General features: G+C 42.1%; 29 protein-coding genes. 12 read left to right on the top strand and 17 right to left on the bottom strand.

Going from position 1 to position 26,227, the window contains the following annotated elements; translation table 11 throughout:
- The first annotated feature begins 26 nt into the window (after positions 1 to 26).
- Both J8Z28_RS04860 and J8Z28_RS04855 read left to right on the top strand, forming a co-directional pair.
- The gene (locus tag J8Z28_RS04860; protein ID WP_250659994.1) at positions 27 to 503 is read left to right on the top strand and encodes an energy transducer TonB; all 477 of its coding nucleotides are present in this window, start codon (positions 27 to 29) and stop codon (positions 501 to 503) included.
- Positions 504 to 515: 12 nt separating this feature from the next.
- On the top strand, positions 516 to 842 hold the full coding sequence (locus tag J8Z28_RS04855) for a hypothetical protein (RefSeq protein ID WP_055020676.1): 327 nt from the start codon (positions 516 to 518) through the stop codon (positions 840 to 842).
- An 82-nt stretch (positions 843 to 924) separates the two neighbouring features.
- Here J8Z28_RS04855 and pdxJ read toward each other — a convergent pair whose 3' ends face one another.
- The 10 genes from pdxJ to rpoE form a co-directional block, all read right to left on the bottom strand.
- On the bottom strand, positions 925 to 1,656 hold the full coding sequence (gene pdxJ / locus J8Z28_RS04850; protein WP_054554340.1) for a pyridoxine 5'-phosphate synthase: 732 nt from the start codon (positions 1,654 to 1,656) through the stop codon (positions 925 to 927).
- Positions 1,657 to 1,699: 43 nt separating this feature from the next.
- Entirely contained in the window at positions 1,700 to 2,386 is a 687-nt protein-coding gene (recO, locus tag J8Z28_RS04845; protein WP_054562249.1) for a DNA repair protein RecO, read from the bottom strand.
- Between the two features lie 17 nt (positions 2,387 to 2,403).
- Positions 2,404 to 3,336, bottom strand: a complete 933-nt coding sequence (gene era / locus J8Z28_RS04840) for a GTPase Era (protein ID WP_054554338.1) — start codon at positions 3,334 to 3,336, stop codon at positions 2,404 to 2,406.
- A complete protein-coding gene (gene rnc / locus J8Z28_RS04835) occupies positions 3,326 to 4,003 on the bottom strand; it encodes a ribonuclease III (RefSeq protein ID WP_054554337.1) in 678 nt (225 codons plus the stop codon). Before rnc ends, era begins: the two co-directional genes overlap by 11 nt.
- 2 nt (positions 4,004 to 4,005) lie before the next feature.
- Entirely contained in the window at positions 4,006 to 4,941 is a 936-nt protein-coding gene (gene lepB / locus J8Z28_RS04830; RefSeq protein ID WP_054562250.1) for a signal peptidase I, read from the bottom strand.
- Between the two features lie 26 nt (positions 4,942 to 4,967).
- The gene (gene lepA, locus J8Z28_RS04825; RefSeq protein WP_250659993.1) at positions 4,968 to 6,755 is read right to left on the bottom strand and encodes a translation elongation factor 4; all 1,788 of its coding nucleotides are present in this window, start codon (positions 6,753 to 6,755) and stop codon (positions 4,968 to 4,970) included.
- Between the two features lie 70 nt (positions 6,756 to 6,825).
- Positions 6,826 to 7,275 carry a SoxR reducing system RseC family protein gene (locus J8Z28_RS04820; protein ID WP_054562252.1) on the bottom strand — a complete coding sequence of 150 codons (450 nt, stop codon included), beginning with the start codon at positions 7,273 to 7,275 and terminating at the stop codon, positions 6,826 to 6,828.
- Positions 7,276 to 7,278: 3 nt separating this feature from the next.
- Entirely contained in the window at positions 7,279 to 8,232 is a 954-nt protein-coding gene (locus J8Z28_RS04815) for a MucB/RseB C-terminal domain-containing protein (protein ID WP_054562253.1), read from the bottom strand.
- Between the two features lie 4 nt (positions 8,233 to 8,236).
- Positions 8,237 to 8,863 carry a sigma-E factor negative regulatory protein gene (locus J8Z28_RS04810; protein ID WP_250659992.1) on the bottom strand — a complete coding sequence of 209 codons (627 nt, stop codon included), beginning with the start codon at positions 8,861 to 8,863 and terminating at the stop codon, positions 8,237 to 8,239.
- A 1-nt stretch (position 8,864) separates the two neighbouring features.
- Positions 8,865 to 9,446, bottom strand: a complete 582-nt coding sequence (gene rpoE / locus J8Z28_RS04805) for an RNA polymerase sigma factor RpoE (RefSeq protein ID WP_036969086.1) — start codon at positions 9,444 to 9,446, stop codon at positions 8,865 to 8,867.
- Positions 9,447 to 9,839: 393 nt separating this feature from the next.
- Between rpoE and nadB the strand changes: the two genes are divergently transcribed.
- Positions 9,840 to 11,462, top strand: a complete 1,623-nt coding sequence (gene nadB, locus J8Z28_RS04800; RefSeq protein WP_054562255.1) for an L-aspartate oxidase — start codon at positions 9,840 to 9,842, stop codon at positions 11,460 to 11,462.
- On the opposite strand, the gene J8Z28_RS21900 is transcribed toward nadB, so the two are convergent.
- Positions 11,437 to 11,796 (bottom strand): protein YgfX, encoded by a 360-nt coding sequence (locus J8Z28_RS21900; protein WP_350338387.1) that lies wholly within the window; start codon positions 11,794 to 11,796, stop codon positions 11,437 to 11,439. The genes nadB and J8Z28_RS21900 overlap by 26 nt on opposite strands.
- Positions 11,797 to 11,836: 40 nt before the next feature.
- A complete protein-coding gene (locus tag J8Z28_RS04795; RefSeq protein ID WP_250659991.1) occupies positions 11,837 to 12,088 on the bottom strand; it encodes an FAD assembly factor SdhE in 252 nt (83 codons plus the stop codon).
- Between the two features lie 120 nt (positions 12,089 to 12,208).
- Between J8Z28_RS04795 and ygfZ the strand changes: the two genes are divergently transcribed.
- Entirely contained in the window at positions 12,209 to 13,120 is a 912-nt protein-coding gene (gene ygfZ / locus J8Z28_RS04790; protein ID WP_250659990.1) for a tRNA-modifying protein YgfZ, read from the top strand.
- 12 nt (positions 13,121 to 13,132) lie between these two features.
- The gene (locus tag J8Z28_RS04785; RefSeq protein WP_250659989.1) at positions 13,133 to 13,618 is read left to right on the top strand and encodes an FKBP-type peptidyl-prolyl cis-trans isomerase; all 486 of its coding nucleotides are present in this window, start codon (positions 13,133 to 13,135) and stop codon (positions 13,616 to 13,618) included.
- A gap of 53 nt (positions 13,619 to 13,671) precedes the next feature.
- On the opposite strand, the gene J8Z28_RS04780 is transcribed toward J8Z28_RS04785, so the two are convergent.
- The 5 genes from J8Z28_RS04780 to J8Z28_RS04760 all read right to left on the bottom strand — a co-directional run bounded on the left by J8Z28_RS04780 (position 13,672) and on the right by J8Z28_RS04760 (position 19,775).
- Positions 13,672 to 14,142, bottom strand: a complete 471-nt coding sequence (locus tag J8Z28_RS04780) for a hypothetical protein (protein WP_054562259.1) — start codon at positions 14,140 to 14,142, stop codon at positions 13,672 to 13,674.
- 14 nt (positions 14,143 to 14,156) lie between these two features.
- Positions 14,157 to 14,951, bottom strand: coding sequence for a DUF481 domain-containing protein (locus J8Z28_RS04775; RefSeq protein ID WP_370316364.1), 795 nt, complete (start codon positions 14,949 to 14,951; stop codon positions 14,157 to 14,159).
- 59 nt (positions 14,952 to 15,010) lie between these two features.
- A complete protein-coding gene (locus J8Z28_RS04770; RefSeq protein ID WP_250659988.1) occupies positions 15,011 to 15,331 on the bottom strand; it encodes an HI1450 family dsDNA-mimic protein in 321 nt (106 codons plus the stop codon).
- 118 nt (positions 15,332 to 15,449) lie between these two features.
- Positions 15,450 to 18,563: an efflux RND transporter permease subunit gene (locus tag J8Z28_RS04765; RefSeq protein ID WP_250659987.1), complete on the bottom strand. Its 3,114-nt coding sequence runs from the start codon at positions 18,561 to 18,563 to the stop codon at positions 15,450 to 15,452.
- Between the two features lie 9 nt (positions 18,564 to 18,572).
- The gene (locus tag J8Z28_RS04760; protein WP_236702890.1) at positions 18,573 to 19,775 is read right to left on the bottom strand and encodes an efflux RND transporter periplasmic adaptor subunit; all 1,203 of its coding nucleotides are present in this window, start codon (positions 19,773 to 19,775) and stop codon (positions 18,573 to 18,575) included.
- Positions 19,776 to 20,033: 258 nt separating this feature from the next.
- Between J8Z28_RS04760 and J8Z28_RS04755 the strand changes: the two genes are divergently transcribed.
- The 7 genes from J8Z28_RS04755 to J8Z28_RS21840 all read left to right on the top strand — a co-directional run bounded on the left by J8Z28_RS04755 (position 20,034) and on the right by J8Z28_RS21840 (position 26,211).
- Complete coding sequence (locus tag J8Z28_RS04755) at positions 20,034 to 20,825, top strand: crotonase/enoyl-CoA hydratase family protein (RefSeq protein WP_250659986.1); 792 nt, start codon at positions 20,034 to 20,036, stop codon at positions 20,823 to 20,825.
- A 69-nt stretch (positions 20,826 to 20,894) separates the two neighbouring features.
- Positions 20,895 to 21,248 (top strand): CidA/LrgA family protein, encoded by a 354-nt coding sequence (locus tag J8Z28_RS04750; protein ID WP_055020672.1) that lies wholly within the window; start codon positions 20,895 to 20,897, stop codon positions 21,246 to 21,248.
- The gene (locus tag J8Z28_RS04745; protein WP_054562264.1) at positions 21,238 to 21,948 is read left to right on the top strand and encodes an LrgB family protein; all 711 of its coding nucleotides are present in this window, start codon (positions 21,238 to 21,240) and stop codon (positions 21,946 to 21,948) included. Before J8Z28_RS04750 ends, J8Z28_RS04745 begins: the two co-directional genes overlap by 11 nt.
- 33 nt (positions 21,949 to 21,981) lie before the next feature.
- The gene (locus J8Z28_RS04740) at positions 21,982 to 22,821 is read left to right on the top strand and encodes a mechanosensitive ion channel family protein (protein WP_054562265.1); all 840 of its coding nucleotides are present in this window, start codon (positions 21,982 to 21,984) and stop codon (positions 22,819 to 22,821) included.
- Positions 22,822 to 22,921: 100 nt separating this feature from the next.
- On the top strand, positions 22,922 to 24,073 hold the full coding sequence (locus J8Z28_RS04735; protein ID WP_152966950.1) for a PepSY-associated TM helix domain-containing protein: 1,152 nt from the start codon (positions 22,922 to 22,924) through the stop codon (positions 24,071 to 24,073).
- On the top strand, positions 24,073 to 24,543 hold the full coding sequence (locus tag J8Z28_RS04730; RefSeq protein WP_054554318.1) for a PA2404 family protein: 471 nt from the start codon (positions 24,073 to 24,075) through the stop codon (positions 24,541 to 24,543). The genes J8Z28_RS04735 and J8Z28_RS04730 overlap by 1 nt, the downstream gene beginning before the upstream one ends.
- 255 nt (positions 24,544 to 24,798) lie before the next feature.
- Positions 24,799 to 26,211: a family 43 glycosylhydrolase gene (locus tag J8Z28_RS21840; protein WP_284693433.1), complete on the top strand. Its 1,413-nt coding sequence runs from the start codon at positions 24,799 to 24,801 to the stop codon at positions 26,209 to 26,211.
- Positions 26,212 to 26,227: the final 16 nt, after the last annotated feature.

Below are 26,227 nucleotides of genomic sequence, written 5' to 3'. Positions count from 1 at the left end.
AATAAATTGTATAAAGGAATATATTAATGAAAAACTATTTATTGCTAGCTGGTAGTTTGTTTGTATTTGGTTGCGCATCAACCGAAGAGAAACCCGTAAAATTAGAGTATGCAGATTTAGCTGTTAGCTATAATGAAATGGAGTCAGCAAAATGGCAACAGCTTGAACGCTTTCCTGCCAGATACCCCAAAAAAGCAGTTATCCAAGCAAAAGAAGGTTGCGCAACTATTGAGTATGTCATTACGCCACAAAATGAGATTAGAGATATTCAGGTAGTTGCCTCAACTAACCCTGTATTTGCCGCTGCAGCAAAAGATGTAATCACTAATTGGCACTGGAATGTACTGGCGAAAAATATTACTGATAAAGCGGTGAAAACCCAAACTCGCTTTGATTTTTGTTTTGACACACCTGAGCAATCTTGCAAAAAGCTAAAACCTAACTATTCATGCCCTAGTTCAGATATTATTTATTCCACGGGTACACGCGTAGTGAAGTATTAAAGGGAGCTTGCTTTGTATTTTATCTTACTTATCATCTTTAGTGCTATTTCACTCACTTGGTTTTTCCTCCGCTATAAAAAACTAAGTATTGAAGCTAATAATTACGTAAAAACCAATTACACAGAGCAGTGGCAAACATACGAAAGCCAAGCCCGTTTAATGAAGGCAAAACCTAACTCAATGGTTTTTCATTCAATCAAGAAAGGTGAATTGTCGGCAATAGATGATGATGTTTTAAAAAGCTTTAAGAAAAAACATCAATATTTAGTGGCCCTACTCTGCCTTTCGCCTTGGCTATCTTCATTGCTTGCACAATTTATTGTTTATCTGAGTAAATAAATGAGTAAATAAAAACGCGGTGGATATCATATCCACCGCGCTCAGTATTCAAACTTACCAGCGTCTATAAAAGAGCGACAGTTCAAAGTCTTGCTTCAATCATTAAACGTTTCATATCGCTGACTGCTTTTTCTAAACCATCAATCGCTGCACGGGCAATAATCGCATGACCAATGTTTAACTCATAAATTTCTGGCATTGCCGCAATAGGTTTTACATTGTGATAATGAAGACCATGGCCGGCATTAACGATTAAACCTAAGCTATCAGCATATTGTACGCCGCTACGAATACGCTCAAGCTCAGTGTGAAGCTCTTCGTCATTTTCAGCATCAGCATAAGCACCGGTGTGAATTTCAACGTATGGAGCATTACACGCTTTTGCAGCGTCAAGTTGTGCGTTGTCGGCATCAATGAATAACGAGACCTTAATTCCTGCTGCAGTTAACTTTTCTGTTGCTGCTTTTACTTTTTCAAAATTACCCACAACATCCAGGCCACCCTCAGTGGTGAGCTCTTCACGCTTTTCAGGCACTAAACAAACATAAGCAGGTTTCACTTCAAGGGCGATGTCGATCATTTCATCGGTGACTGCAATTTCAAGATTCATACGTGTTTGAATCGTTTTTGCCATCACATATACGTCGCGGTCTTGAATATGACGACGGTCTTCACGCAAATGAATGGTGATACCATCTGCACCAGCATGCTCTGCAACAGCTGCAGCATGCGCAGGATCTGGGTAACTCGTGCCACGCGCTTGGCGTAAAGTGGCAATGTGATCAACGTTTACACCAAGAAGAATATCTTTCATTTTTTTACCTGTTTAAAACAACGATTCAAGGCTGAACATCAGCCTACTTAATAAATAACTCACGGCTTTTTAATGGCTTTTTACCAAGTAAAGGCTTGAGTAGGTATCGACTTAATTGCTTTGCCATATATAACACATCAGGGGCGCTAAAGTCATGAGCTGCTATGGCATTTAATTGCTTTCCTGAAAAGCCACTATGGGGGTCGTCATGCAGTAAAAAACCGTATTCAGCAAAGTACTGGTAATTTGCTGCATCGTTAATTTCATCACCTTCGGCATCAACACTAAAATCAACACCATAACCCAGCATCTCTAACAGTTGAAACTCGTAAGAGCGCAGCACAGCTTGTAGGTTTTTAGTGCATGATAACTCGTCTAGATGCTGTTTATAAAGATGATATACACTTTCCATCGGCTCATTGATAGGTACGATACGATTGGTTAATTCGTTCATATAGAAGCCGCAATAAAGCTCGGTACCCTGCAACATAGTTTGCCGGCCATGGGGTTCAAAACGATTAATGTATTTTAAATCAGACTTGCCGCTATATTGTACGAGCAGAGATTGGAAAGGTTGTAATTGTGCTTTATGTTTAGTGGCCTGGCGACCACTAACACGGGCCAGCATTCTCAGCTGACCTACGCCTTCTACCAGCATATCGAGCATGACTTGCGAGTCGCTAAATGGACGTCGGTGCAGCAAGTATGCTGTGTAGAATTCGCTATCCATGGCGTGTAAGACTTTACTTAGTCTTCACCATAGCCAAGGCTACGTAGCGCACGCTCATCGTCAGCCCAGCCAGACTTCACTTTTACCCAAAGTTCTAAAAACACTTTGTTATCAAGCATGTCTTCAAGGTCTTTACGAGCTTCACGGCCAATCACTTTGAGCTTTTCGCCTTTATTGCCGATCACCATACGCTTTTGCGTTTCACGCTCAACGAGGATCAAACCATTAATTTGCCAAACACCGTTTTCTTGCCATTTAAACTGCTCGATCTCGACGGTGACTGAATATGGTAGCTCATCACCCATAAAGCGCATCAGCTTTTCACGGATCACTTCAGCCGCCATAAAGCGCATTGAACGGTCTGTTACGTAATCTTCAGGGAAGTAAAACTCACAAAGCGGTAAACGCTTTTTCACTTCATCTTTGATTAAATCAATATTTTTACCCTGCTTTGCTGAGACCGGCATAATAGCCACAAAATCAAATTTACCACCTAAAAACTGCATGTGCGGAAGCACTAAATCACGGTCTTTAACTTGGTCAATTTTATTCATAACTAATAATACTGGACGACCGCTCTGACGTACTTTATTTAGTACCATCTCATCGTCTTCGTTCCAGTGTGTGCCTTCAACCACAAAGATGATCAGTTCCACATCGCCAATTGAGCTTGATGCGGCACGGTTCATTAAACGGTTAATAGCACGTTTTTCTTCGACGTGTAGGCCTGGTGTATCCACATAAACAGCTTGGTATTTACCTTCGGTATGAATACCCATAATACGGTGGCGTGTGGTTTGTGGCTTACGAGAAGTAATAGACACCTTTTGCTCAACAATATAGTTAAGTAAGGTTGATTTACCTACATTTGGGCGGCCAACAATGGCAACCATACCGCAGTGCGTGTCTAGCTCTGCAGGTTCTTTGCTAATTAAATCATCAAGATTCATTTTTAAGTATCTTTAAGGCTTTTTCAGCGGCTTTTTGCTCAGCTTTACGACGTGAGCTACCTACTGAGATAATGCTATCCATCCCTTCAACAATACATTCAACCGTGAATGTTTGATTGTGCGCTTGGCCTTTTGTATCAATTACAGTGTAGCCAGGTAACGATAATTTGCGCGCTTGTAAGTATTCTTGAAGTAATGTTTTTGGATCTTTTTGATTTAAGCCCGGCGAAATTGCATCAAGACGCGACTCGTACCAGCTTAAAATTAACTCACCACATTGTTCAATGTTTGAGTCTAAGAACACCGCACCAATGATCGCCTCAACGGCATCAGCAAGGGTTGATTCACGGCGAAAACCACCGCTTTTAAGCTCACCTGGACCTAAGCGTAAGTAATCGCCTAAGCCAAACTCTAGGCCAAACTCAGCCAACGTTTGACCACGAACTAGGGTCGAACGCATGCGGCTTAAATCACCTTCGCGTGCTTTTGGAAATTTAGTGTAAAGCGCATTCGCAATCACAAAGCTCAAAATCGAATCACCTAAAAACTCTAAGCGCTCGTTGTGTTGGCCTTTATGACTGCGGTGCGTCATTGCCTGCTCAAGCAAAGCTTGATCAGTAAATGTATAACCTATTTTGTTGTATAACTCTGTTACGTTTTTTTTCATCGTTACTGAATATTACCTAGGCGTTCAAAACGAACACCAGTTGGAACCCAGCCTGGTAAAAAGTCATCTGGGCCATTCTCAAATTCAAAACTCATCCATATAAAGACGGCTTTACCTACCAAGTTTTCTTTAGGTACAAAGCCCCAAAAGCGACTGTCTTGGCTATTATCACGGTTATCACCCATCATGAAATAATGATCGGCAGGAACAACCCACTCGTCTGAGCGTGTACCTGGTTGTTGATAATAACGGCCTTTCATTTCAGGAGCTTGCGGGTTAATTAAAATATTATGATTCAATGTGCTTAGGTTTTCTTCTAAGCGCACTAAATTCATCGAACCCTGCTTGAACTCGTCACTATTGAGGATTTCCATATCAATTTTGTTGTATTCATTACACAGCAAATCACCTTGCTGCGTTACACCTTCGGCACATTTTGGCTGAATATAAAGGTGCTTATTGCGATATACAATTTTATCGCCCGGTAAACCAATCGTACGTTTAATGTAATCTACGCGCTCGTCTAATGGGTATTTAAATACCACAATATCACCACGTTCAGGTTCATCAACATCAACTAACTGGCTACGCCAAATAGGATCTTTAACGCCATATGAGTACTTCTGCACTAAAATGAAGTCGCCCACTAATAGGGTTGGCATCATTGAACCAGATGGAATTTGAAACGGTTCAAAAATGAAAGAGCGAAAAATAGTGATCGCTGCAATCATCGGAAAAATTGACTTTGCCGTTTCAGTGATACTTGGCTCAGGCGCAATTAATGCAGCGGTTTCTTCGTCTAATTCGCCACCTGCTGCGTTTTGAGCAAGGGCAATGCGTTGCTGACGCTTTGGCGCAAACATAAAGTGGTCAATTAACCAAATTAATCCTGAGCCTAGCGTTAACAACACTAAGAAAATAGAAAAGTAACCCGCCATGCATTAATTCCTTTATTTACTTCTAATTATTTACCAACTTTAAGGATAGCTAAGAATGCATCTTGAGGTACTTCAACGTTACCTAGTTGCTTCATTCGCTTTTTACCTTCTTTTTGTTTTTGTAGTAGTTTCTTCTTACGGCTCACGTCACCACCGTAACATTTCGCGATTACGTTTTTACGTAATTGCTTAACTGTTGTACGGGCAATAACATGCTGACCAATCGCTGCTTGAATCGCAATATCAAACTGCTGACGTGGAATTAAGTCTTTCAGTGCTTCGGCTAACTGACGACCACGTGATTGTGCAATATCGCGGTGTACAATAATCGCTAACGCATCAACACGCTCACCATTAATTAATACGTCAACACGTACCATGTCTGAAGCTTGGAAATGCTTAAAGTTATAATCAAGCGATGCAAAACCACGGCTTGTTGATTTTAACTTATCAAAGAAGTCCATGACTACTTCAGCCATCGGTAATTCGTACGTCACCGCAACTTGCTTACCATGGTAGCTCATTTTAGTTTGCATACCACGCTTTTCAACACAAAGCGTAATTACGTTACCTAAAAACTCTTGCGGAACTAATATGTTAGCTTCAACAATTGGTTCACGGATTTCAAGAATATTATTCACCGGCGGTAAGTCAGACGGGTTATCTATCTGGTTAGTTCCGTCTTTAGTCTCTACTTCGTAGATTACTGTTGGCGCAGTGGTAATAAGGTCAATGTCGTATTCACGCTCAAGACGCTCTTGAATGATTTCCATGTGTAGCATACCTAAGAAGCCACAACGGAAACCAAAGCCTAGTGCTGTTGAGTTTTCTGGCTCGAAGAATAACGACGCATCGTTCAAGCTTAATTTATCAAGCGCATCACGGAATGATTCATAGTCATCTGATGAAATTGGGAACATACCAGCATAAACCTGCGGTTTAATGCGTTGGAAGCCTGGTAAACGCTCTGGAGCAGAATTACGTTGTAAAGTGATGGTATCACCTACAGGTGCACCATGAATTTCTTTAATACCCGCAATAACAAAGCCTACTTCACCGGTTTTTAAGATACCCGTGTTGGTTTGTTTTGGTGTGAAAATACCCACTTTATCTGCGATGTGAACTTGATCATTCGACATGATCTTAATTTTATCGCCCGCGCGCAATTCACCGTGCTTAATACGTACTAATGATACAACGCCTTGGTATGGGTCAAACCATGAGTCAATGATAAGCGCCTGTAGTGGCTCATCTTTGTCACCTTCTGGCGGCGGAATATCTTTAACAATGATTTCGAGTACTTCTTCAATACCAATACCGGTTTTAGCACTACATTGCACAGCATCAAGAGCATCGATACCAATGATGTCTTCAATTTCTTCTGCTACACGAAGTGGATCGGCTTGTGGTAAGTCGATTTTATTTAGAACTGGAATAACTTCTAAGTCCATTTCGATTGCTGTGTAGCAGTTAGCTAAAGTTTGAGCTTCAACACCTTGACCCGCATCAACAACTAAAAGTGCACCTTCACAGGCTGCAAGTGAACGTGATACTTCGTATGTGAAGTCAACGTGTCCTGGCGTGTCGATAAAGTTTAACTGATATGTTTCGCCGTCTTTAGCTTTATAATTTAGCGTTACACTTTGCGCTTTGATGGTAATACCACGCTCACGCTCAATGTCCATTGAGTCTAACACCTGCTGCTGCATTTCACGGTCTGTTAAACCACCACAAACTTGGATAAGACGGTCAGAGAGAGTCGATTTACCATGGTCAATATGGGCGATGATCGAAAAATTACGGATATGCTTCATAAACTGGATTCTAAACTTCTATATAAAATGGACTAAGTGTATAAAGCGACAATTTTACATTTAATTGGCTTTAATCACCATCTATTTGAGTGAAAGGAATAGTAATTGGGTGAATTTTTATTACTTTAATATCATGCTTAAGGCTCTTAACCCTTGATTTTGCTATCGCATAGCCGGTTATGCCACCAATCACGGCGGCTAAAATTTGCCAGCCTTCTGTAAGCGAAAAAGCCGAAAATGCGATCAAAGCAAACCCTAAGCTAAACAAAAGAGGTAGCATGTAAACAGCCATAGCGTGTTTAACTAAGTGACTATCATCGAGTGCTAATGTTACTTTTTGCCCTACTTGGAGCTCTTTTTCGAAGGTATAAGGAAAGGTTTTTTTAGCTGTTCCAAACAGCTTTGCAAAAACTTGCGAACCACAACGACCATTACAGCCGGCACAGGCTTGCTTTTGCTCTGCTTCTAAATTCGCTGTCGTGCCTTTTACCGACACGACAGTGAGTGTTTGTTCAATCATGATTTAAAGAGGTCGCGCTACCGACTCAGCTATAGCTTTGGCTGTCATAGCAGGGATATTACCAACAACCGATACATCAAAGCTACCACCATTGTGCACATACACAGTCGTTGCGCCTGAGGTTAAAGCACCGCTTGCACGCTTACCCGGTAAAGGTCTTTGAATAAAAACAGACACTTCAACAAACCCATCTGAATATAAATAATAGTCAGCAAGTTCATTGTTTAAGTCAAGTTTATGACGATCTGACTTTAATAATTTAAAGCCATCTGGCAACCAACCAATTTTCCAATCATTCGCTGCGCTGTCTTCATTATTGGCTAAATCGTTAGTCGCCAACACCGCAGGAAAGTCACGATTTTGCATTTCAACTAACATAGGTGCTGGCTGTTCTGTTACGCTGATATGAGTTAACTGTAACTGCTCAAGCATCTCACCTTTGTGATTCACATAGGCAGATTTAAGTAACAACGATGACTCAGTATCTAACCAAATCCAATAGTTATATTTGTATTCATCTTTTGATTCAATACGCACTAACTGTGCTGAGCGCCCTGCAATACGGCCTTTTCCGCCAAGTACAAAATCATAATGAGCGCTTAGTCGGTTAATATCTTTAAAAAGTACTTCAGGAATTGGCCCAGCGATAGAGTCTGTTTTAACTGAATAAGGCTCTGAATGAGGCTCAAAATAGGTAACTTGATCGTCAACGCGCACCATTTCTAGGCCAGCGCCGTTGAGTAAACTTAGATGCTCAAGTTCAATATCACCTTGTTTTGCATGTAGCCAGCGATAAGGTTCCATAGCTTGGCCTTTTACAACCACAAATGATGCGTCAAAGTTGCGAGTATGAACGGCCGTAGCCATATCATTTAATAAAGTCTTGGCGGGATTTTCGTCGCTGGCAATGGCTGGAGCCGTTAATACCAGCGACAAAATAAAAGTAAAAACTTTCATTTAATTAGTTTTTTTCCTCGTCTGCATTTTCTGCAGTTTGCGATTTTTCTAGCGAATATGCAACACGTGCTTGACGTTGGTGCTCAAGAACTAATGCGCCAATACGCTGCTGTTGTAACTCACGTAAACCTTGCTCTGCATTTTCTAATGCAGGCTGCTCAGATGAGTAACTTACAGGAGAAGCCATACCTGTTAATGGTACTGTTTGTAATGTTGGAATATCACTTTGCGGTGACTCACTGTTTTGTGGCAATGTTTGTACGCCCACAATCGCAAACATAGCAACACTAGCAGCAATAGCCACTTGGGCAAATGGACGACGCCAATTAAATGCTACCACGTTATCTGTGCCTGTTGCCGCCACGATCTCTTCGCTTTTTGGTGCCGTTGTTTTATTCGCGAAATCTGCGTAAACAGGTTCTTGCTCAAGTGATTCTGCCACTGCATCTGCAATGTCAAAATTAAAAGCGTTGTTATTTGCCTCAGCACGCATTACATCACCAATCATTGCGTAACGACCAAATGTAGATACATCGTCGTTTGTGATCGCTTGATCAGTTAACTGCTGCTCGCCGTCAAGTAACGCGGACAACTGCTCATTATCCAACTTGTTAACGTCTGCTTTTGTCATACTAAGACTCACCTATTAATGGATTCAATTTATTATCAATCGCCTCACGGGCACGGAAAATACGTGAACGCACCGTTCCCACTGGGCAATCCATAACCACGGCTATTTCTTCATAGCTCATACCTTCAATTTCACGAAGGGTAATCGCGGTTTTAAGATCTTCAGGCAAACTATCAATCGTATTAAAAATTACAGCACGTACTTCGTCACTTAATAACAGGTTTTCTGGCGATGCGTTTGAACGCATTGCATCTGCACTGTCATAAAATTCTGCTTCTTCGGCATCAACATCGTTAGCTGGGGGCTTACGGCCCTGCGCAACTAAGTAATTTTTAGCACAATTTACGGCGATACGGTACAACCAAGTATAAAAGGCGCTATCACCTCTAAAGTTAGGTAAAGCACGATAGGCTTTAATAAAAGCTTCTTGTGCGACATCAGCAACATCACCTTGGTTCGATACATAACGTGAAATCAAACCTGCAATTTTATTCTGATATTTTCTAACTAATAGGTTGAAGGCGTTTTTATCTCCTTGCTGGACCCTTTTAACTAGCGCTAAATCCAAATCCTGCTCGCTCATTCGAGCCGGTACTCCTCTGTTTGATTCTTGCTTGCTATTCATATACTCGCCATTGTTTACACAAACTCTGACTGCACCATGAATATAAAAGTTCAGTTTAAAATGATTTTTTTATAAAATAGCACGCAAATAAATTGAGTCATACCAATCTTATTACACGACAACCTCAATAACTGCTTAAAAATCAACGGTTATCTAAATTGAATTCACAATTAAAAACAGCTAACAATAAACTGTTTATGTGACGATAAAACTAATAAGATTGGTATAACGTATTAAAATGACTAATAGTGTTAAAGCAAATATGGTACATATACGTATACCACATAAAAATTTATTTGCTCAAACTTTTGGCACTACTAGCCGAGCATTGTAACCGCAAAGACCACAGACATGAACCAAAATAAACATCACATTACTGATGTCGCTATCATTGGCAGCGGCGCCGCTGGCCTTTCTCTTGCTTTATCGCTTGCTAATTACTGTAAGGTGACGGTACTTAGTAAAGGCGCATTAACTGAAGGTTCTACCTTATATGCTCAAGGTGGTATTGCAGCAGTATTTGATAAAAAGAATGACAGTATTGAATCTCATGTTGAAGATACACTCGATGCAGGCGGCGGATTATGTGACCGTGATGCGGTTCACTACACAGCAAGCAATGCTAAAAAATGTTTAAAGTGGCTTATTGAGCAAGGCGTACCTTTTGATATGGAATTCGATTCAAAAGGTAAAGAGCGTTTTCATTTAACTCGCGAAGGTGGTCATAGTCATCGTCGTATTTTACATGCTGCCGATGCAACTGGCCGAGCAGTGCAAACAACCTTAATTAGCCAAGTACAAGCACACCCTAACATCACTCTGTTAGAAAACTACAATGCCATCGATTTAATCACAGATAAAAGCTTAGCCAAAAAAGGCAAGCATGTTCACGGCTTGTATGTGTGGAACTGTGTTGATAAAAAAGTTGAAACCATTGCTGCTAAGTTCGTATCACTGGCAACAGGCGGCGCAAGTAAAGTGTACTTATATACTTCTAACCCTGATGTATCGAGTGGTGATGGTATAGCAATGGCATGGCGTGCAGGGTGCCGTGTTGCCAATATGGAGTTTAACCAATTCCATCCAACAAGTTTGTACCACCCAGAGCTGCAAAACTTTTTGATCACCGAAGCAATGCGCGGTGAAGGTGCGTATTTAAAACGCCCTGATGGCACTCGCTTTATGAAAGACTTTGATGAGCGCGAAGAACTTGCCCCTCGCGATATTGTTGCTCGTGCTATCGATTTTGAAATGAAACGCCTTGGTGCGAACTGTGTATACCTTGATATTAGTCACAAAGACAAAGACTTTATCATTGAACACTTCCCAACTATCTACGCAAAATGCTTAAGTGTTGGCCTCGACATTACCAAAGAAGCCATTCCTGTGGTGCCTGCTGCACACTATACCTGTGGCGGTGTTATGACCGACTTTAATGGCCGTACAGATTTAGATAACTTATACGCGGTTGGCGAAGTAGCTTACACAGGTTTACATGGCGCTAATCGTATGGCGAGTAACTCGCTACTCGAATGTATCGTGTTTGCCCATGCTGCCGCGAAAGATATTCTGAGCAAAATCGATGCAAGCCCTGCCCTTGAAGCCTTACCACTTTGGGATGAAAGTCGCGTAACTAACTCAGACGAAGAAATTGTTATTACCCACAACTGGCATGAACTAAGGTTATTTATGTGGGATTACGTGGGTATTGTACGCTCAACAAAACGTTTAGAACGTGCGCTTCACCGCGTTGAATTACTGCAGCAAGAGATTCACGACTATTACGCCAACTTTAGAGTTACAAATAACTTATTAGAACTTCGAAACCTAGTACAGGTTGCAGAGCTTATTATTCGCAGCGCCCTTGAACGTAAAGAAAGCCGCGGTCTTCATTACACGATTGATTACCCAGAGCAAAACGAAAATCCAACACCGACAATTTTAACGCCTAAGTCGGTTGCTGCACTGCAATAATCGCACGCTTTAAGCGCGAGAAACTTTCTTCATCAACACTGGCTGAGCTTATAATCAGCCAGTGTGATTGATAAAACCCAGCCAACCTCAGCACTACAAAATTAGCAAACACATAACTTTTAGCTGTTATCTGGCCTTGAATTTTAAGTTTGTCGTTAACAAACCTGAGCTCTGCTTGCTCTAAAATTATAAAACCCTTTTCAGGCTGTGCTTGTTGAACTTTTTTAAAACTAAGAATGGCTAAGAAGAAGCACGCTAAACAAGCCAAAAGTTGAGCGAAAACATGCTGGTAAACAAAGCATAAAGTGATGGCTGTTAAGCAAAAAAAGACCACAAAGGGTTTGTGGTCTGGGGTGTTATTTGTAACGGTAAATCTATACACGAACTCGGTCTAAAATTAACGCGACCATACCGTTAAGCTCTCGGTCTTTACACTCTTCATGACCCATGAACCAGGCGAATAAATCAGGATCATCGCACTCAAGTAAGCGTTGAAAAACGGCTTGCTGTTCTTTTGATAGTGAGTCAAACGCTTCTTCAACGAATGGCATAAATAAAACATCTAGTTCTAACATACCGCGACGGCATGCCCAACGAATACGTTCTTTACTGTGAATTTCAGTCATTTTAAACCTCGTACTTATTTGTCTGCAGTTTACCAAATTGCTATCGAATAAACAGCTATTTAAATTGCTACCCTAACTAAGTTATCATTAGCGCTCATTCATATCGTAAAGAAGGTTTTTATGTCGACTGTTTACGCATGTCCTTTATCTTATTCACTTATCAGCCTAACTGGCAAAGATAAGTTGTCTTACCTTCACGGACAAATTACGCAAGATATCAACAAATTAACTGATGATAACTTCCTTTGGGCTGGCCACTGTAATGCAAAAGGCAAGCTTTGGGGTGTGTTTAGGTTGTTTTCACACCTTGATAGCTATTACCTTGCGGGCTCAAAACCTGAAGTAGAGCAATCGCTAGTCGAGTTAAAAAAATATGCGGTATTTTCGCAAGTAGAAATTCAGCAATCTGAAAAACCGCTAATTGGCTTACTAGGTGATGACCTAACAGCGACTCTAGAAACCTTAGCAATTAATTTTGACGACGAGCACAGCGCAGTCGATTTTGCTGGCGGTAAAGCATTAAAGCTTGCAAATAACCGTGTATTGCTTATGGTCAACGAAGAATTTAGCTTACCTGATAACGTCACAGCTCTTGATGATGACGCGTTATGGCAACAGGCAGCTATTGCCGCAGGCGAGCCGTCATTAAACAGCGACGCTATTGGCGAATACGTACCGCAAATGGTTAACTTGCAAGCGCTTGGTGGTATCAGTTTCAGAAAAGGCTGCTACACAGGGCAAGAAACCGTCGCTCGTATGAAATACCTAGGCAAAAATAAACGTGCTATGTATATAGTTTCGGGCAAAGCTGAATGCTTACTTGACGAGCTTGAACTCGAAACACAAATGGGCGAAAACTGGCGCCGTGCTGGCAAGCTTATTAGCCAAAGTTTTAATCAACAAACGCAAAACTTAATGGGTCTGGTTGTGCTTCCTAACGACAATGAAGCAGGCCAAATTTTGCGAGCAAAACACCTCCCTCAGGTAGAGTTATCTATTCAAGCTCTGCCTTACTCTCTCGAAGATGAATAAATAGGAATGACTATGATCGTAGCAGCAAACAAAGTGGTAAAAATGCATTATTCAGTATTGGATAATAACAAAAACACCATCGACAACTCTTTCGATGGCGAGCCACTAGTGTTTATCGTTGGCACGGGTTTCTTAATTCCAGGCCTCGAAAATGCGCTATTAGGTAAAGAAGCGGGCGACACATTCAGCGTAACAGTTGAGCCAGAGCAAGGCTATGGTGAGCGTCACGATGACCTAATGCAAGCAGTGCCAAAATCAATGTTTGAAGGTATGGAAATTGAAGTTGGTATGCAGTTCCGCGCTACGACAGACGCTGGCGACCAATCAGTAATGATCATTGAAATTCAAAACGAAGACGTTATTGTAGATGGTAACCACCCTCTTTCAGGTATTACCCTTCATTTTGATGTTGAAGTACTTGAAGTACGCGATGCAACTGAAGAAGAATTAGCACATGGTCATGTGCACGGTGAAGGTGGCTGTGGTCACAGCCACTAAACCATTACTATAAAAAAAGCGCCATTGGCGCTTTTCTTATATCTGCTGTGTTCTTATTCGACTACTTCTTCTGTATCCACAGAAGCGTCTGTCACAGGTTCAGCAATATGCTCTCTAAGCGCAGCAAGTAAGCCTTCTTGGTCATTTGTCCCTAAGCGATAGTGCGTACCGTCTTTCATTGCCAATTCAACAGCACTAAATCCAGATACACTGTAAACCCAGCCATCATGCGTGATACGCAGACCAATACCATGGCGAAATGAATTACTTACCGCTCGAACTGATTCAATCTCATCAAAAGTCACTGTTTTACCAAATACACCCGGACCGAATGCCCAGCTTACTGTTTTATCGCTCACCTTAATCGTTAAGCCATGAAACAAAAAGGCCACCAGCACTAAGATAGCGCTAAACACCATAAGAGGAATATCTGCACCAATTAAGTTCCAAGCTAAGGCAATGAAGGCGCCAATCCAGCCTAAGATAACAAAAATAAAAATAGCGTACTGTTTATGTTGATACATTCTGAAGTATTCTCTTAAAAGCTATAAACAAAGGTTGCACTCAGCTCAGAATCGTACTTGAGCTTATCTTCCTCTGGTTTTGAGTTATAGCGATACATGTAAGTAAATTTGAGTGATACATCACCCATAATTTTGCTGATCAGGGATGTTTCTGACTTTAAACGCGAGTTTAACCCTGACAATGATTGTTCATAACTGACATCTTGATTAAAGCGAGTACGAGCAGAGACCGTACGCTCCCACTGCAGCGCTAAACGAAGCAGATAACCTGTTTTTGTTTCATCTTCTTCTGTTGCAGTCTCTTGATCAGCCACCGAGCGGTATAAACCCGGCCCCACATCGATATCGACTTTATTCTTGCTGCCTTGGTAAATGCGGTTACCGTAACCCGTTGCTATGGTGCTCTTAAACTCAAGACCACTAAACTTATCTCGCTCATAGTCACCATAAATGAAAAATGACTCATTTTTCACATTTAGCTTATAGTTACCTTGGCCCGATACAAAAATACGGTCAGCAGAGACTTCTTCATCACCAGTTTCTTCATTACGGTCACGTTTGTATAAAGTATCGAGCTTAAATTGGTTACGCCACTTTTCGAAATCTTGGTATAGGTTACCTTTAAGTTTGAAGCTGGTTGAGTTGGTATTGCCACGGCTTACCATAAAACCAAACTCCATATCTCCGTACAGCAACTCGCCTTTATGAATTTTATGGATTTCTTCTTCTGATAATTGGCCGTACTCATGGAAGTCTTCAAACGGATCAACAGCAAAAGCCTGCCAACTGCAAACTAGCAGGGCGGGCAAAATAATTCGTTTTATTGAATTAAAACAACTAAAAGTAGAGTCAAACATCGGCTGGAGAGTTATTCGCTATCTTTCCAAAGAATGTGGCAAAACGGTGCATCTTTGTCTCGGCTAATTAAAATTTTCGCAAACAAGATATCTTGATTGTCGAACTCAAGTCCTACTAAGACTTGCACAAATAGCTCAGGTTCAATTTCGAGTGCAACAAAATCTTGCCACTGCTCGTCAGGCTCACCTTCTTCAATAAAGCCAAGCTCTTCTCTGTGCTCGTTAAAATCAGCAATATCTTGCTCGCTTAAATTATCAGGCGCTAATTCTAAAAAGATATCATAAGCCTGATGAGTTACTTCTTCTTCACTAAATAAGCGTGGACCAGCCATTCCTTAAACCTCTGCACATGTGTGTCGCTTTGAATCTGGTTATGATAACAAACCTCTTTTGAGTTTTACCAAAAAAAAAGCCAGGTTGCCCTGACTTTTTTGTAATTAATAACAGATTTTACTCATCACTTGCTGTGCCTTTTATTTTTTCGCGCATTGATTGCACGAGCGTATAAAATAGAGGAACAAGCAAGGTACCAAAAATGGTTGCAGCTAACATCCCGAATAACACGGTAATACCGAGCGATATTCGGCTACCTGCCCCTGCGCCACTTGCAAACACCAACGGCAATACGCCAAGTACAAACGACAGTGCCGTCATCAACACCGCTCTAAAGCGTAATCTTGCCGCGTTAAGAGCCGCTTCAAAAATACTTTTGCCTGCCGCGCGCTCTTCCATAGCAAACTCAACAATCAAAATGGCGGTTTTGGTGGACAAGCCAATCAGTAGCACTAAACCAACCTGTGCATAGATGTTGTTTTCCATACCAATTACATACAGCGCAAGCATGGCACCAAATAATGCCAGCGGTACCGCTGCAATGACCGAAAACGGAATTGTCCAACTTTCGTATTGCGCTACTAAGAATAGATACACAAATACTACCGCTAAGCCAAACAAAATTGGCGCCATGTTACCCGCTTCAATCTCTTGTTTAGACTGCCCAGCCCACTCGTACACATAGCCTGTTGGTAATTGCTCAGCCAACTCTTGCATTGCTTTAATAGCATCACCACTGGCATAACCCGCCGCAGGTTGTCCGCTAATGCTTGCACTTCGGTATAAGTTAAAGTGCGTTAAACTTGTAGGGCCAAGAATTGGCTCAAGTTTAGCCAATGTAGTGAGCGGCACCATTGCTCCTTCATCATTACGCACGTAGTAGTGCTGTAAGTCTGCAGGGTTTTGACGAAAACGGCTTTCCGCCTGCATGATGACACGGTAAGTACGACTGAATTGGTTAAAGTCATTAATGTATAATGAGCCCAGTTGCGCCTGTAAAGTTAAGAAAATATCGCTAAGCGCGACCCCTTGAGCTTTTGCCTTATTACGGTCAATTTCAAGGAAATACTGCGGCACATTGGCTCTAAATGTACTGTAAACATTTGATAGCTCTGGGCGCTGGTTCGCTTCATAAATTAAGCCATTTAATACTTGAGCAAGCTCTGCAGGCTCGCGCCCTTCACTGTCTTGTAACCTAAACTCAAAGCCAGCACTGTTACCAAGCCCCGGAATTGCAGGCGGGTTAAAGGCCATGATTTGCGCATCAGGCATCGCCCAGAACTGCCCCATTAAGCGCGTTAGCACCGCTCGTAAACCAAGATCAGGGCTAGTTCGCTCTTCCCAGTCTTTCAGTACTACGATACCAAGCGCATTATTAGACCCCGCACCACCGAGTAATGAAAAACCAGACACCGCAATAAAATCGGTTGCCGCTGGTTCATTTTTAACAATATCACCCAGCTTATGCATTACATCTTGGGTACGACCGCTAGCTGCCGCATCTGGTAATTGCACATCAACAAACAGGAAGCCTTGGTCTTCTGCTGGTACAAAGCCTGTAGGCACCGTTTTTACCAACCAACCTGCAGCAGCAAAAATAACCACTGCAAATAATGCCATTCTGGCGGTACGTTTGAGGATAAAGTTAATAACTTTACTGTAACCATTAGTTGAACGAGTAATAATGTTCTCGAATGGTGCTAGCCATTTAATCGGCTTCATGGCTTTTTCACTTAACAATAAAGCACACAAAGCAGGGCTTAATGTCAGTGCATTTAATGATGAAATGAGTACCGCAAAAGAAATCGTCACCGAGAACTGTTTATAAAGCTCACCGGTTATTCCCGGCATAAAGCCTACTGGCACAAACACCGCAAGCAATACTAAGGTCGTTGCCACGATTGGCCCCGATACCTGCTCCATCGCTTTGGTAACCGCTTCTTTAATCGGCAGCTTTTCTTCTTTTAGTATTCGCTCAACGTTTTCAATAACGATAATGGCATCATCTACCACGATACCTATTGCAAGCACTAAACCAAACAAGGTGATTAAGTTGATGGAGTAATCCATCATCATCATAAACGCGAAAGTCCCCACCAAGGATACCGGAATAGCCACCGTTGGAATGAGCGTAGCGCGCCAATTCTGTAAGAATAAAAACACCACTAAAATAACTAAGCCAACCGCTTGAACAAGGGTGACAACCACTTCGTCAATCGAGCGATTGATGAACTCTGTAGTGTCATAAGGAATTGAGTACTCAACGCCATCAGGTAGCTGCTTAGCAAGCTCTGCCATACGGGCTTTTACATCGGTAGCCACTTGTGTCGCATTCGCTTCTGTTAGCTGATAAATAACTAAGAATGCAGTGTCTTGCTGGTTTAACTTTGCTGTTGTGCTGTAGCTTGCCGCACCTAATTCAATACGGGCAATATCGTTTAAGCGCACGAAGTTACCATCTTTACTTGAGCGAATGATGGTTTGCCCAAACTCTTCAGGGGTTTTTAAACGCCCTTTTGCCTGAATCGAATATTCAAATTGCTGGCTCGGTGCAGAGGGGGCAGCCCCCAGTTTACCTGCTGCTACGATAGTATTTTGCTCTTGCAGCGCAGCTTGAACTTCTGACACAGTTAAACCCAGTGACGCCATTCGATCTGGGCGTAACCACAAACGCATTGAATAGGTTTGTTCACCCATTACCTCAGCAGATGCAACTCCATTTATTCTGCCAAGTGGCTCGGTTAAATAGTTAGTTGCATAGTTACTTAAGAAAATAGCGTCGATATTTTCTTGGTTAGAGTACAAGTTGATACCAAGTAGCATCGAGCTCGATTTTTTCTTAACCGACACACCTTGGCGCTTAACCTCTTCAGGTAAGCCTGCTTCTGCAAGTGCCACACGGTTTTGTACGTTAACTTGGGCAATATCTGTATCTGTGCCGACCTTAAAATACACAGTTATGTTGGCCGTGCCGTTATTCGACGATGTTGATTCGATATACATCATATCTTCAACACCATTAACCTGCTCTTCTATGGGCCGGATCACCGACTCTTCGACAATTTGCGCACTTGCACCTGGGTAACTAGCACTAATTTGTACCTGCGGAGGGGTTATTTGCGGATACATATTCACAGGCAGCAAAGCCATTGAAATTAAACCCGCAATGGTAATAACAATCGAAATTACCAAGGCAAATTTTGGGCGAGATATAAAAGATTTACTGATCATATCTCACTCCTAAGAGTTAGCTTTGCTAGAAATAGTGCCGGTTGTTTCATCGACATTTTTTTCAACAGCTTTCACTTCAGCGCCTTGGCGAACTTTTTGTAAACCTTCAATAATGACTTTTTCACCAGCCTCTAAGCCTGACTCAACAACCCACATTGCATTAATACGACGACCAAGTTTAACAATCCGCATAGCCACTTTGTTTTCGTCATCAACAACGAGCACAAACTTACCTTGCTGGTTTTCTTGTACCGCTACTTGAGGAATGAGTGCCAAGTCTTGTTTATTGGTGCTTTCAACGATCAAGGTGACAAATAAGCCCGGCATGACAATGCCATCTGGGTTATCAAAAGCGGCTCTTAGCTCAACCGTGCCTGTGTTGCGGTTAATTTTGGTATCAGCAAAATCAAGTTCGCCTTTATCAGGGAAGGTCGAATTATTCGGTAAGCGTAAAGTTAAATCGATTGGCACATCGCGAGGGTCTTTATCTGACGGTGCTTGATGATTTTGGCGATAAGAGATGTAGTCTGCTTCTTCAACCTGAAAACTTACATAAATTGGGTCTACATCGGTCAGCTCCGCAAGCTCATTGGATGATGGCCCAACAATATTCCCCACATCATAGTTCACTTTACCAATACGCCCTGCAAACGGCGCACGAATTTCGGTATAACTTAGATTAAGTTTTGCTTTTTCAAGTTCAGCTTCTGCGGCTTTAACAGCTGCGGTGGTTTGCTCAAAATTAGTGGTTAGTTTATCGAGATCTGATTGTGAAATAAAACCTTGCGCAGCCACATCTTTGCCGCGTTTTAAATCACGTTCAGCGGCGCCCGCTGCGGCAACTTTACTTTTTAAGTCAGCTTCAACTTCTGCCACAGTAGAGCGGTACTCTGATGGGTCAATACGCAGTAAAAGCTGATCTTTTTCGACCGATGAACCTTCATTAAAGTGACGTTCAATTAGTTCACCCTCAACTCGGGCTCTAATAGCAACCTCTTGGAATGCTTCAGTACGCGCGACAAACTCTCGGTAATTACCAACTTCTTGTGTGACGACATTAAATACTGATACGGCCGGTGGCGGCGTAGCTTGTTGTTGTGCTTTATCATCTGAGCAGCCAACCAATGTAGTTGTTAATGCTACAGAAATTGCAGCAAAAGCCAAAGAACGAGATGATTGTTTAGTTATGCGAGCTGTTTTGCGCATCAGCATATATTTACTCCTTGTTGCGCGACTTAAAACTAAGTCTAGTCGTGTCATGGGATTTTGCGAAAGTATCTAACTAATCACAAAATCAAACTAGCGATGAACTAGCATCTTTGTTTTAAAAATATACACCAATTTGTAACTAAATATATGACAAGGTTACCCATTTTTGGAAAATATAATGATTACTTGCGACACATCAGCAATTCTTTACTTAGTTGTAATTAACTCGTAAGCTCTAGCAAACAGGTCAGAGGAGTTACCATGATAAAACTAGAAATAAAACAACACGTCGCATGGGTTAGCCTTGCTCGTCCCGAGAAACAAAATGCACTCAGTTTTGCCATGTTTGTCGAGCTTTCAAACGTAATCAAAAAAATTAAACGTGATCGCAGTTTACGTGCGGTGGTTATTTCTGGTGAAGGCGAACACTTTTGCTCTGGATTGGATGTTGCTGCGGTGATGAAAAAGCCAAGCAATATCATCAAGCTTTTATTCAAGTGGTTACCAGGAAACCAAAACTTAGCGCAAAAAGTTGTACTAGGTTGGCAAGACTTAAGTATTCCGGTGATTGCGAAAGTAACCGGACACTGCTTTGGTGGCGGTATGCAAATCGCACTTGGTGCTGATTACCGCATCGTCGATAAAAACGCTAAATTAGCGATCATGGAAGCTCGTTGGGGCTTATGCCCTGATATGGGGGCTAACGTGGTGCTTGCAGGTTTAATGAAGCGTGACCAAGCACTTTGGTTAGCAAGTCATGCAGGGCCAGTCTCTGCTGAAGACGCTAAAGAATATGGCTTAGTTACACAGCTCACTGATGACGTTGATAAACAAACCGATGCCGTACTAGAAACGCTACTAGCGCGCTCGCCAGATACTCTGGCAGCAATTAAACGAATTACTCAGCAAAGCTACCGTTCACAGCAGCGTAAAATTCTCGCTAAAGAAACCTGGAGTCAAATTCGCTTACTGATGAACCCTAATACTAAAAAGGCGATTGCAAAGGCGAAAGGTGCAGGGGATATTCAATTTAATAATGCCAAATCATGGTAAGCTAAAGTCGCATAGTACAACTGACAAGGGTATGATGTAGTTGTACTTTATTCGCAATTATCCTGACTTATGAAATACCTTATCAGTAGTGTCATTATTCTTACCTGCTTAGCCGTTGCAAAGTTTTTAACGGCTTTGCTTGAAAGCTCTTTCCCTGCCCCATTACTCGGTATGGTGTTACTTCTCGTGCTACTGTTAACGGGCCTCGTTAAAGAACAACATTTAAAACCAACAGCCAGCCCTTTACTTAATTATATGCCGTTGTTCTTCATCCCTGCAGGGGTTGGCATTATTGAGCACCTAGGTTTAATTTCGCAGAACTGGCCTTTATTACTAACTATTTTTATTGTCGTGCCACTGACCAGTGTTTTACTCATAGGCGCTGTTATCGCTTATTTTAAGGGCCGCGAAAATGACAGTTAGTTTATGGTGGCTCTGCGTTCCGTGCATTATTGCGCTTTTCTTAGTACTGCGGTTTTTAAACGCGAAAACCCAGCATGCCACTGCCAAAGCGCTTAGTAATCCTGTGTGCTGGGCAATTGTGTTAACTGCAGCGTTGTTAGTGGCATTTAAGCTCCCTTATGAGCCTTTTGCCGAGCACAGTAAAGTTTTAAGCTGGTTGCTTGAGCCTGCCATTGTGGCATTGGCTTTACCGCTTTATCAGCAATTTATCCACGTAAAAAAGAACCTACTGCTAATCCTCATAAGTTGTAGCTTAGGGGTGATCAATGCCACCTTGGTCGCCTCGCTAATATGTTATTTTTTTGCTGCCCCTGCTCAGCTAAGCGCATCCCTAGCAAGTTTATCTGTAACAACACCCATCACCTTATTAGTAACTGAGTCACTGGGGGGGATTCCTTCTTTGGCGGCAGCCATGGTGATTTTTATTGGCGTACTTGGGGCTATATTTGGTAATTTGATTTTCTCACTTATAAATATCCGCAACGCCCAAGCAAAAGGTGTTGCCATTGGTACCGCTTGCCATGCCATTGGCACAGCATCACTGATTAGTGATCAGCCAAAAGCAGGTGCCTTTGCCTCTGTGGCGATGGCATTAAGTGCGCTACTCAGCGCGATAATAGTGCCGATACTTTATCCTGTTATTCAGCATGTTCTGGTATAGTCAGAATTCGCAGTAACCTTGTTAGGAAAACACATGATTGACTCAGAAATTCAGCAAGTCGAAAAATACTACAATCTGATTATGGAATATTTGGTCACCTACAGTATGCAAATTTTAGGTGCCATCTTAATTCTATTTATTGGTTTATGGATTGCGCAAAAAGTATCGAATATGGTTGCTGGCCTCATGCAGCGTCACAATATCGATATCACCCTCACCAACTTTGTCAGTAATGTCATCAAAGTATTGCTGATCATTATGTTCTTGGTTATTGCCCTTGGCAAAATTGGCATTAGCGTGACCCCATTTGTCGCTGCCATTGGTGCTGCATCACTCGGTGCTGGTTTAGCAATGCAAGGCATGCTTTCAAACTACGGTGCGGGCCTTGCCATCATTGCAACAAGGCCATTTGTTGTTGGCGATACTATTGAAGTAAAAGGCGTGAGTGGGCAAGTTAAAACCATTGAGCTGGGTCACACAATTCTGATTAACGAAGAAAAAGTCGAAATCACCATTCCTAACAAACATATTGTTGGTGAGATTTTACATAATTCGTTTAGCTATTCATTAGTTAAAGGTGAAATAGACATCGCTTATGATGCCAATGCAGACCTCGCTATTGAGCTTATCGAAAAAGTGTTAGACGAGCATGAGCTAGTTAGTGACTCTCCTCATGCACAAGTCGGTATTGAGCGCTTTGCTGAGAGCGGTGTTACCTTGAGCTATCGCTTTTGGGTGCCAACCACCAAAATTATTGAGACCAAATTAGCGGTGAACCGCAATGTATTTAAAGCAATTCAAGGAGCGGATATCGAAATTCCTTTCCCACAACGAATTGTTACCCTCAATCAAACTAATGATAAAGGCGCTTAAAGCGCCTTTTTTGCAGCTCGTCGACAGAGATTGTGTTTGTTCAAAAGATTGTAGTACAATTTAAATGATAACAATTACTATCATCAATTAACGTCGGGCTATTTTTACCATGAGTAAACGTCTTTGGTTCCAACTACATGGTTGGTTTTCACTCCCTGTATGGGTGCTATTTTGCTTTATCTGTGTCACAGGCACTGTGTCTGTGATAAGCCATGAGCTTACCTGGCTCACCAACAGTGAGGCACGCGCAAACAACCCAAATGATTTACCTGCACTTGGTGTTGATCAAGTTATTAATAGCGTTGAAAAAGCCTACCCGACTGCCGATGTAATGAGCGTGCTTACTTATGAGCCTTACTTGGTTAATGCGGTTATTTTCACTGATACCGACAAACCTTATGCTGTGGCTTATGTCAATCAATACACCGGCGAAGTACAAGCGGTTAATGACACTATCTCATTCATTGAATTTATGCGTACCCTACACGGCTGGTTATTCTTCCCTTGGCAAGAAGGTTACAGCATAGGTTACTACCTCGTCAGCGCCATGGCCTTTGTTATTTTAGGTGCACTAGTAACTGGTTTAGTGATTTATAAAAACTTTTGGCGTGCATTTAGTCAGCCAAAACTACGTTTTAACCAAGGTAAAAAAACCTTTCTAAAAGATTTACATACCCTAAGTGGTGTTTGGTCAATTTGGTTTATGGTAGTAATGGCACTCACAGGTCTGTGGTATTTAGTGCAAGCCATCATGTGGCATAACGAAATAGACATTGAAGAGCACGCACCGCTCGTGGCAGTGTCAACTTTACCTGCGGATAAACAAACACCGCCAACCGACTTAAAAGCGGCACTGGCTATTACCAAAGAGAAATTCCCAGATTTCAAACCTAGTTATGTGATGCTGCCAGAGCATAACCGCGGCATGTTTAATATCATGGGCAGTGGCGATACTATTTTCTACGATAACTACGCTTACTCAACTTCAATCAATCCTTGGACAGGTGAAATTGCAGCAAGTAAAAGCCCAGAAACCATGTCGGGATTACTCACCCTTTCACATATCGCCGATCCGCTGCATTACGGTAACATTGGCGGTCTGTGGACAAAGGTTATCTGGTTTATCTTTGGTTTAATTTTAAGTGGTATGTCGATCACTGGTTTTATGATGTATGCCGCAAAATTAGTAAATAACAAACCTGTAAAAGCGCGCCAATCAGCGCCAGTGAATAACGTTCAGGAGGCAAACTAATGGCTCGTTTACAAGCAACTTGGTGGCAACGTAAAAAGTATGTTTTACATGCTGTGGTACTGGCTTTACCTGTATGGTTTATTTATCAGTCATTAAACCCTCAGTTTCCTGCACTTTGGCAAGAGCAACAAGCGGGCGAATTTAAAATCGCCCCGATGCCGCTAAATGAAGATGCCCCGTACTCACACCACAATGAGTATGTGAAAGATTTCTTTATCGCCTTTAATCAAGGTGACATAAGCAATGTTCGTCAGGCGTATTTAAATATTGGCCAAGCGCCTTTAGCACTAACGGAGTTTGCTAAAGATGAAGAAGGCATAATGCATGGCACCAATCATGGTCAGCACGCCCATGCGATAGCCCCTAAAACCATCTCAGCAGATGATAAACTGTGGATCACCATCCAAACTTGGCAAGGCCAACTGCATACCCTCAAATGGGATATTCCCAGCCAGTTTATTACTCAATAACATCCGAAAAGCCACTCACTGAGTGGCTTTTTTGTATCTCAGCTAAACACTAAAGTCCCTTCCAAAATAGTTAAAGGTAAAATTTTTGTTAATTATTTTTACCATTCACCTTTACAAAAGTAATAATATAATAAAGTATTATAAATAGTTTTCATTTGCACCAATACTCTTAACTGAGTTAGTAGCTGTAGATCAAAACTCATCCAAGGAGCAAAACACACAAGGAAAGCTCAATAACAATGATTTGGAGACACAATGATACTTTCAAAAAAAGCCCTAGCTGCACTCAGCTTGGCAACAACCCTCATTCTGCCCAGTGCTTATGCGATTGATAATGGCGTATACACCATTAAATCAAAGTACAGTGCTAAGTTTGTTGAAGTAGCCAGCGCGCAAACCAACGACGGTGCAAATGTTAGTCAGTGGGCTGACACTAATCACGACACCCAGCGCTGGTTAATCACCAACATAGGTGGCAGCAACTATTCGGTTATTAACTTAAATAGTGGTAAAGCCCTAGAGGTGTTTGACTTCTCGACCGCCGATGGCGGCAATGTGGTGCAATATGAGTACGCTAATCTTGCCAGCCAACACTGGCAAATTAATGAGGAAGGTAGCGGTTATTACAGCTTTATTAACGATCACAGTGGTAAGGCTCTTGACCTATATGCTTTTGATGGCAACGATGGCGCAAATATTAGCCAGTGGAGCTATAACGGCAGCGATGCACAGCAGTGGCAGCTAACCAAGCTTGCTAATGTTGAATCAACCCCTTGGGATCCATCCACAACTAATGGCGCTGCAGACCACTGGCCACTTACAGGTAATTTAGTCACCCACGATCCAACACTTGGCTATGAAAATGGCACTTGGTGGGTTTTTCAAACAGGCCCTGGTATTTACGGTAAATATTCAAGCAACGGTGTAGATTGGAATGATGCGCAACCAATTTTCTCAAATGGTTTAAGCTGGTGGAGTAACTATGTGCCAGATCATGATGGAATTGATGTCTGGGCGCCTGAATTAAAAAGCTACAATGGTCGTAGCTGGCTTTATTATTCGATTTCGACCTTTGGTTCACGTGTTAGCGCTATTGGCCTTACCTCAGCAAGTAGTGTGGCAGCCGGTGATTGGCGTGATGATGGTTTAGTAATTAACACGACCAATAGCAATAATTATAACGCCATTGACCCCGATCTCGTGGTAGCAAAAGATGGAGCACCTTGGCTTGCCTTTGGCTCATGGAATTCGGGTATTAAACTAACGCGTATTAACCCAATGACCATGAAACCATTTGGTCAAATCTACTCTTTAGCAAGTCGCTCTGGTGGCATCGAAGCACCTACCATAGTGTATCGCCAAGGCTATTACTATTTGTTTGTTTCAGTTGGCAAATGCTGTGATGGCACGAATAGTACTTACCATATTGCGTATGGTCGCTCTAGTGACATCCGCGGCCCATACCTAGATAAAAATGGTACCGACATGTTAGCCAGCGGCGGGAGCATTCTTGATGCGGGTAATAGCCAATGGGTAGGTCCAGGTGGACAAGACATTTTAAATACCGATGTGATTGTTCGTCATGCCTATGATGCAGGTGATAATGGTACCCCTAAATTGCTCATCAGCACCCTGAATTGGGATGCGAATGGTTGGCCTAAATACTAGTTCTCCCCACTAAGCG

This window comes from Pseudoalteromonas sp. SCSIO 43088 (assembly GCF_023650795.1).
Lineage (GTDB): Bacteria > Pseudomonadota > Gammaproteobacteria > Enterobacterales > Alteromonadaceae > Pseudoalteromonas > Pseudoalteromonas shioyasakiensis.
Note: the sequence above shows the minus strand (reverse complement) of the source record. Positions and strands in the feature narration are given on the sequence as shown.

Coding starts and splice junctions, on each gene's coding strand:
- J8Z28_RS04755 (WP_250659986.1), top strand. CDS start 20,034: ATGATAAAACTAGAAATAAAACAACACGTCGCATGGGTTAGCCTTGCT.
- J8Z28_RS21840 (WP_284693433.1), top strand. CDS start 24,799: ATGATACTTTCAAAAAAAGCCCTAGCTGCACTCAGCTTGGCAACAACC.
- recO (WP_054562249.1), bottom strand. CDS start 2,386: ATGGATAGCGAATTCTACACAGCATACTTGCTGCACCGACGTCCATTT.
- J8Z28_RS04770 (WP_250659988.1), bottom strand. CDS start 15,331: ATGGCTGGTCCACGCTTATTTAGTGAAGAAGAAGTAACTCATCAGGCT.
- era (WP_054554338.1), bottom strand. CDS start 3,336: ATGAATCTTGATGATTTAATTAGCAAAGAACCTGCAGAGCTAGACACG.
- J8Z28_RS04740 (WP_054562265.1), top strand. CDS start 21,982: ATGATTGACTCAGAAATTCAGCAAGTCGAAAAATACTACAATCTGATT.
- J8Z28_RS04765 (WP_250659987.1), bottom strand. CDS start 18,563: ATGATCAGTAAATCTTTTATATCTCGCCCAAAATTTGCCTTGGTAATT.
- lepA (WP_250659993.1), bottom strand. CDS start 6,755: ATGAAGCATATCCGTAATTTTTCGATCATCGCCCATATTGACCATGGT.
- rnc (WP_054554337.1), bottom strand. CDS start 4,003: ATGAAAAAAAACGTAACAGAGTTATACAACAAAATAGGTTATACATTT.
- pdxJ (WP_054554340.1), bottom strand. CDS start 1,656: ATGAAAGATATTCTTCTTGGTGTAAACGTTGATCACATTGCCACTTTA.
- rpoE (WP_036969086.1), bottom strand. CDS start 9,446: ATGAGCGAGCAGGATTTGGATTTAGCGCTAGTTAAAAGGGTCCAGCAA.
- J8Z28_RS04785 (WP_250659989.1), top strand. CDS start 13,133: ATGATCGTAGCAGCAAACAAAGTGGTAAAAATGCATTATTCAGTATTG.
- ygfZ (WP_250659990.1), top strand. CDS start 12,209: ATGTCGACTGTTTACGCATGTCCTTTATCTTATTCACTTATCAGCCTA.
- J8Z28_RS04820 (WP_054562252.1), bottom strand. CDS start 7,275: ATGATTGAACAAACACTCACTGTCGTGTCGGTAAAAGGCACGACAGCG.
- J8Z28_RS04860 (WP_250659994.1), top strand. CDS start 27: ATGAAAAACTATTTATTGCTAGCTGGTAGTTTGTTTGTATTTGGTTGC.
- J8Z28_RS04780 (WP_054562259.1), bottom strand. CDS start 14,142: ATGTATCAACATAAACAGTACGCTATTTTTATTTTTGTTATCTTAGGC.
- J8Z28_RS04795 (WP_250659991.1), bottom strand. CDS start 12,088: ATGACTGAAATTCACAGTAAAGAACGTATTCGTTGGGCATGCCGTCGC.
- nadB (WP_054562255.1), top strand. CDS start 9,840: ATGAACCAAAATAAACATCACATTACTGATGTCGCTATCATTGGCAGC.
- J8Z28_RS04810 (WP_250659992.1), bottom strand. CDS start 8,863: ATGACAAAAGCAGACGTTAACAAGTTGGATAATGAGCAGTTGTCCGCG.
- J8Z28_RS04730 (WP_054554318.1), top strand. CDS start 24,073: ATGGCTCGTTTACAAGCAACTTGGTGGCAACGTAAAAAGTATGTTTTA.
- J8Z28_RS04750 (WP_055020672.1), top strand. CDS start 20,895: ATGAAATACCTTATCAGTAGTGTCATTATTCTTACCTGCTTAGCCGTT.
- J8Z28_RS04760 (WP_236702890.1), bottom strand. CDS start 19,775: ATGCTGATGCGCAAAACAGCTCGCATAACTAAACAATCATCTCGTTCT.
- J8Z28_RS04815 (WP_054562253.1), bottom strand. CDS start 8,232: ATGAAAGTTTTTACTTTTATTTTGTCGCTGGTATTAACGGCTCCAGCC.
- lepB (WP_054562250.1), bottom strand. CDS start 4,941: ATGGCGGGTTACTTTTCTATTTTCTTAGTGTTGTTAACGCTAGGCTCA.
- J8Z28_RS04745 (WP_054562264.1), top strand. CDS start 21,238: ATGACAGTTAGTTTATGGTGGCTCTGCGTTCCGTGCATTATTGCGCTT.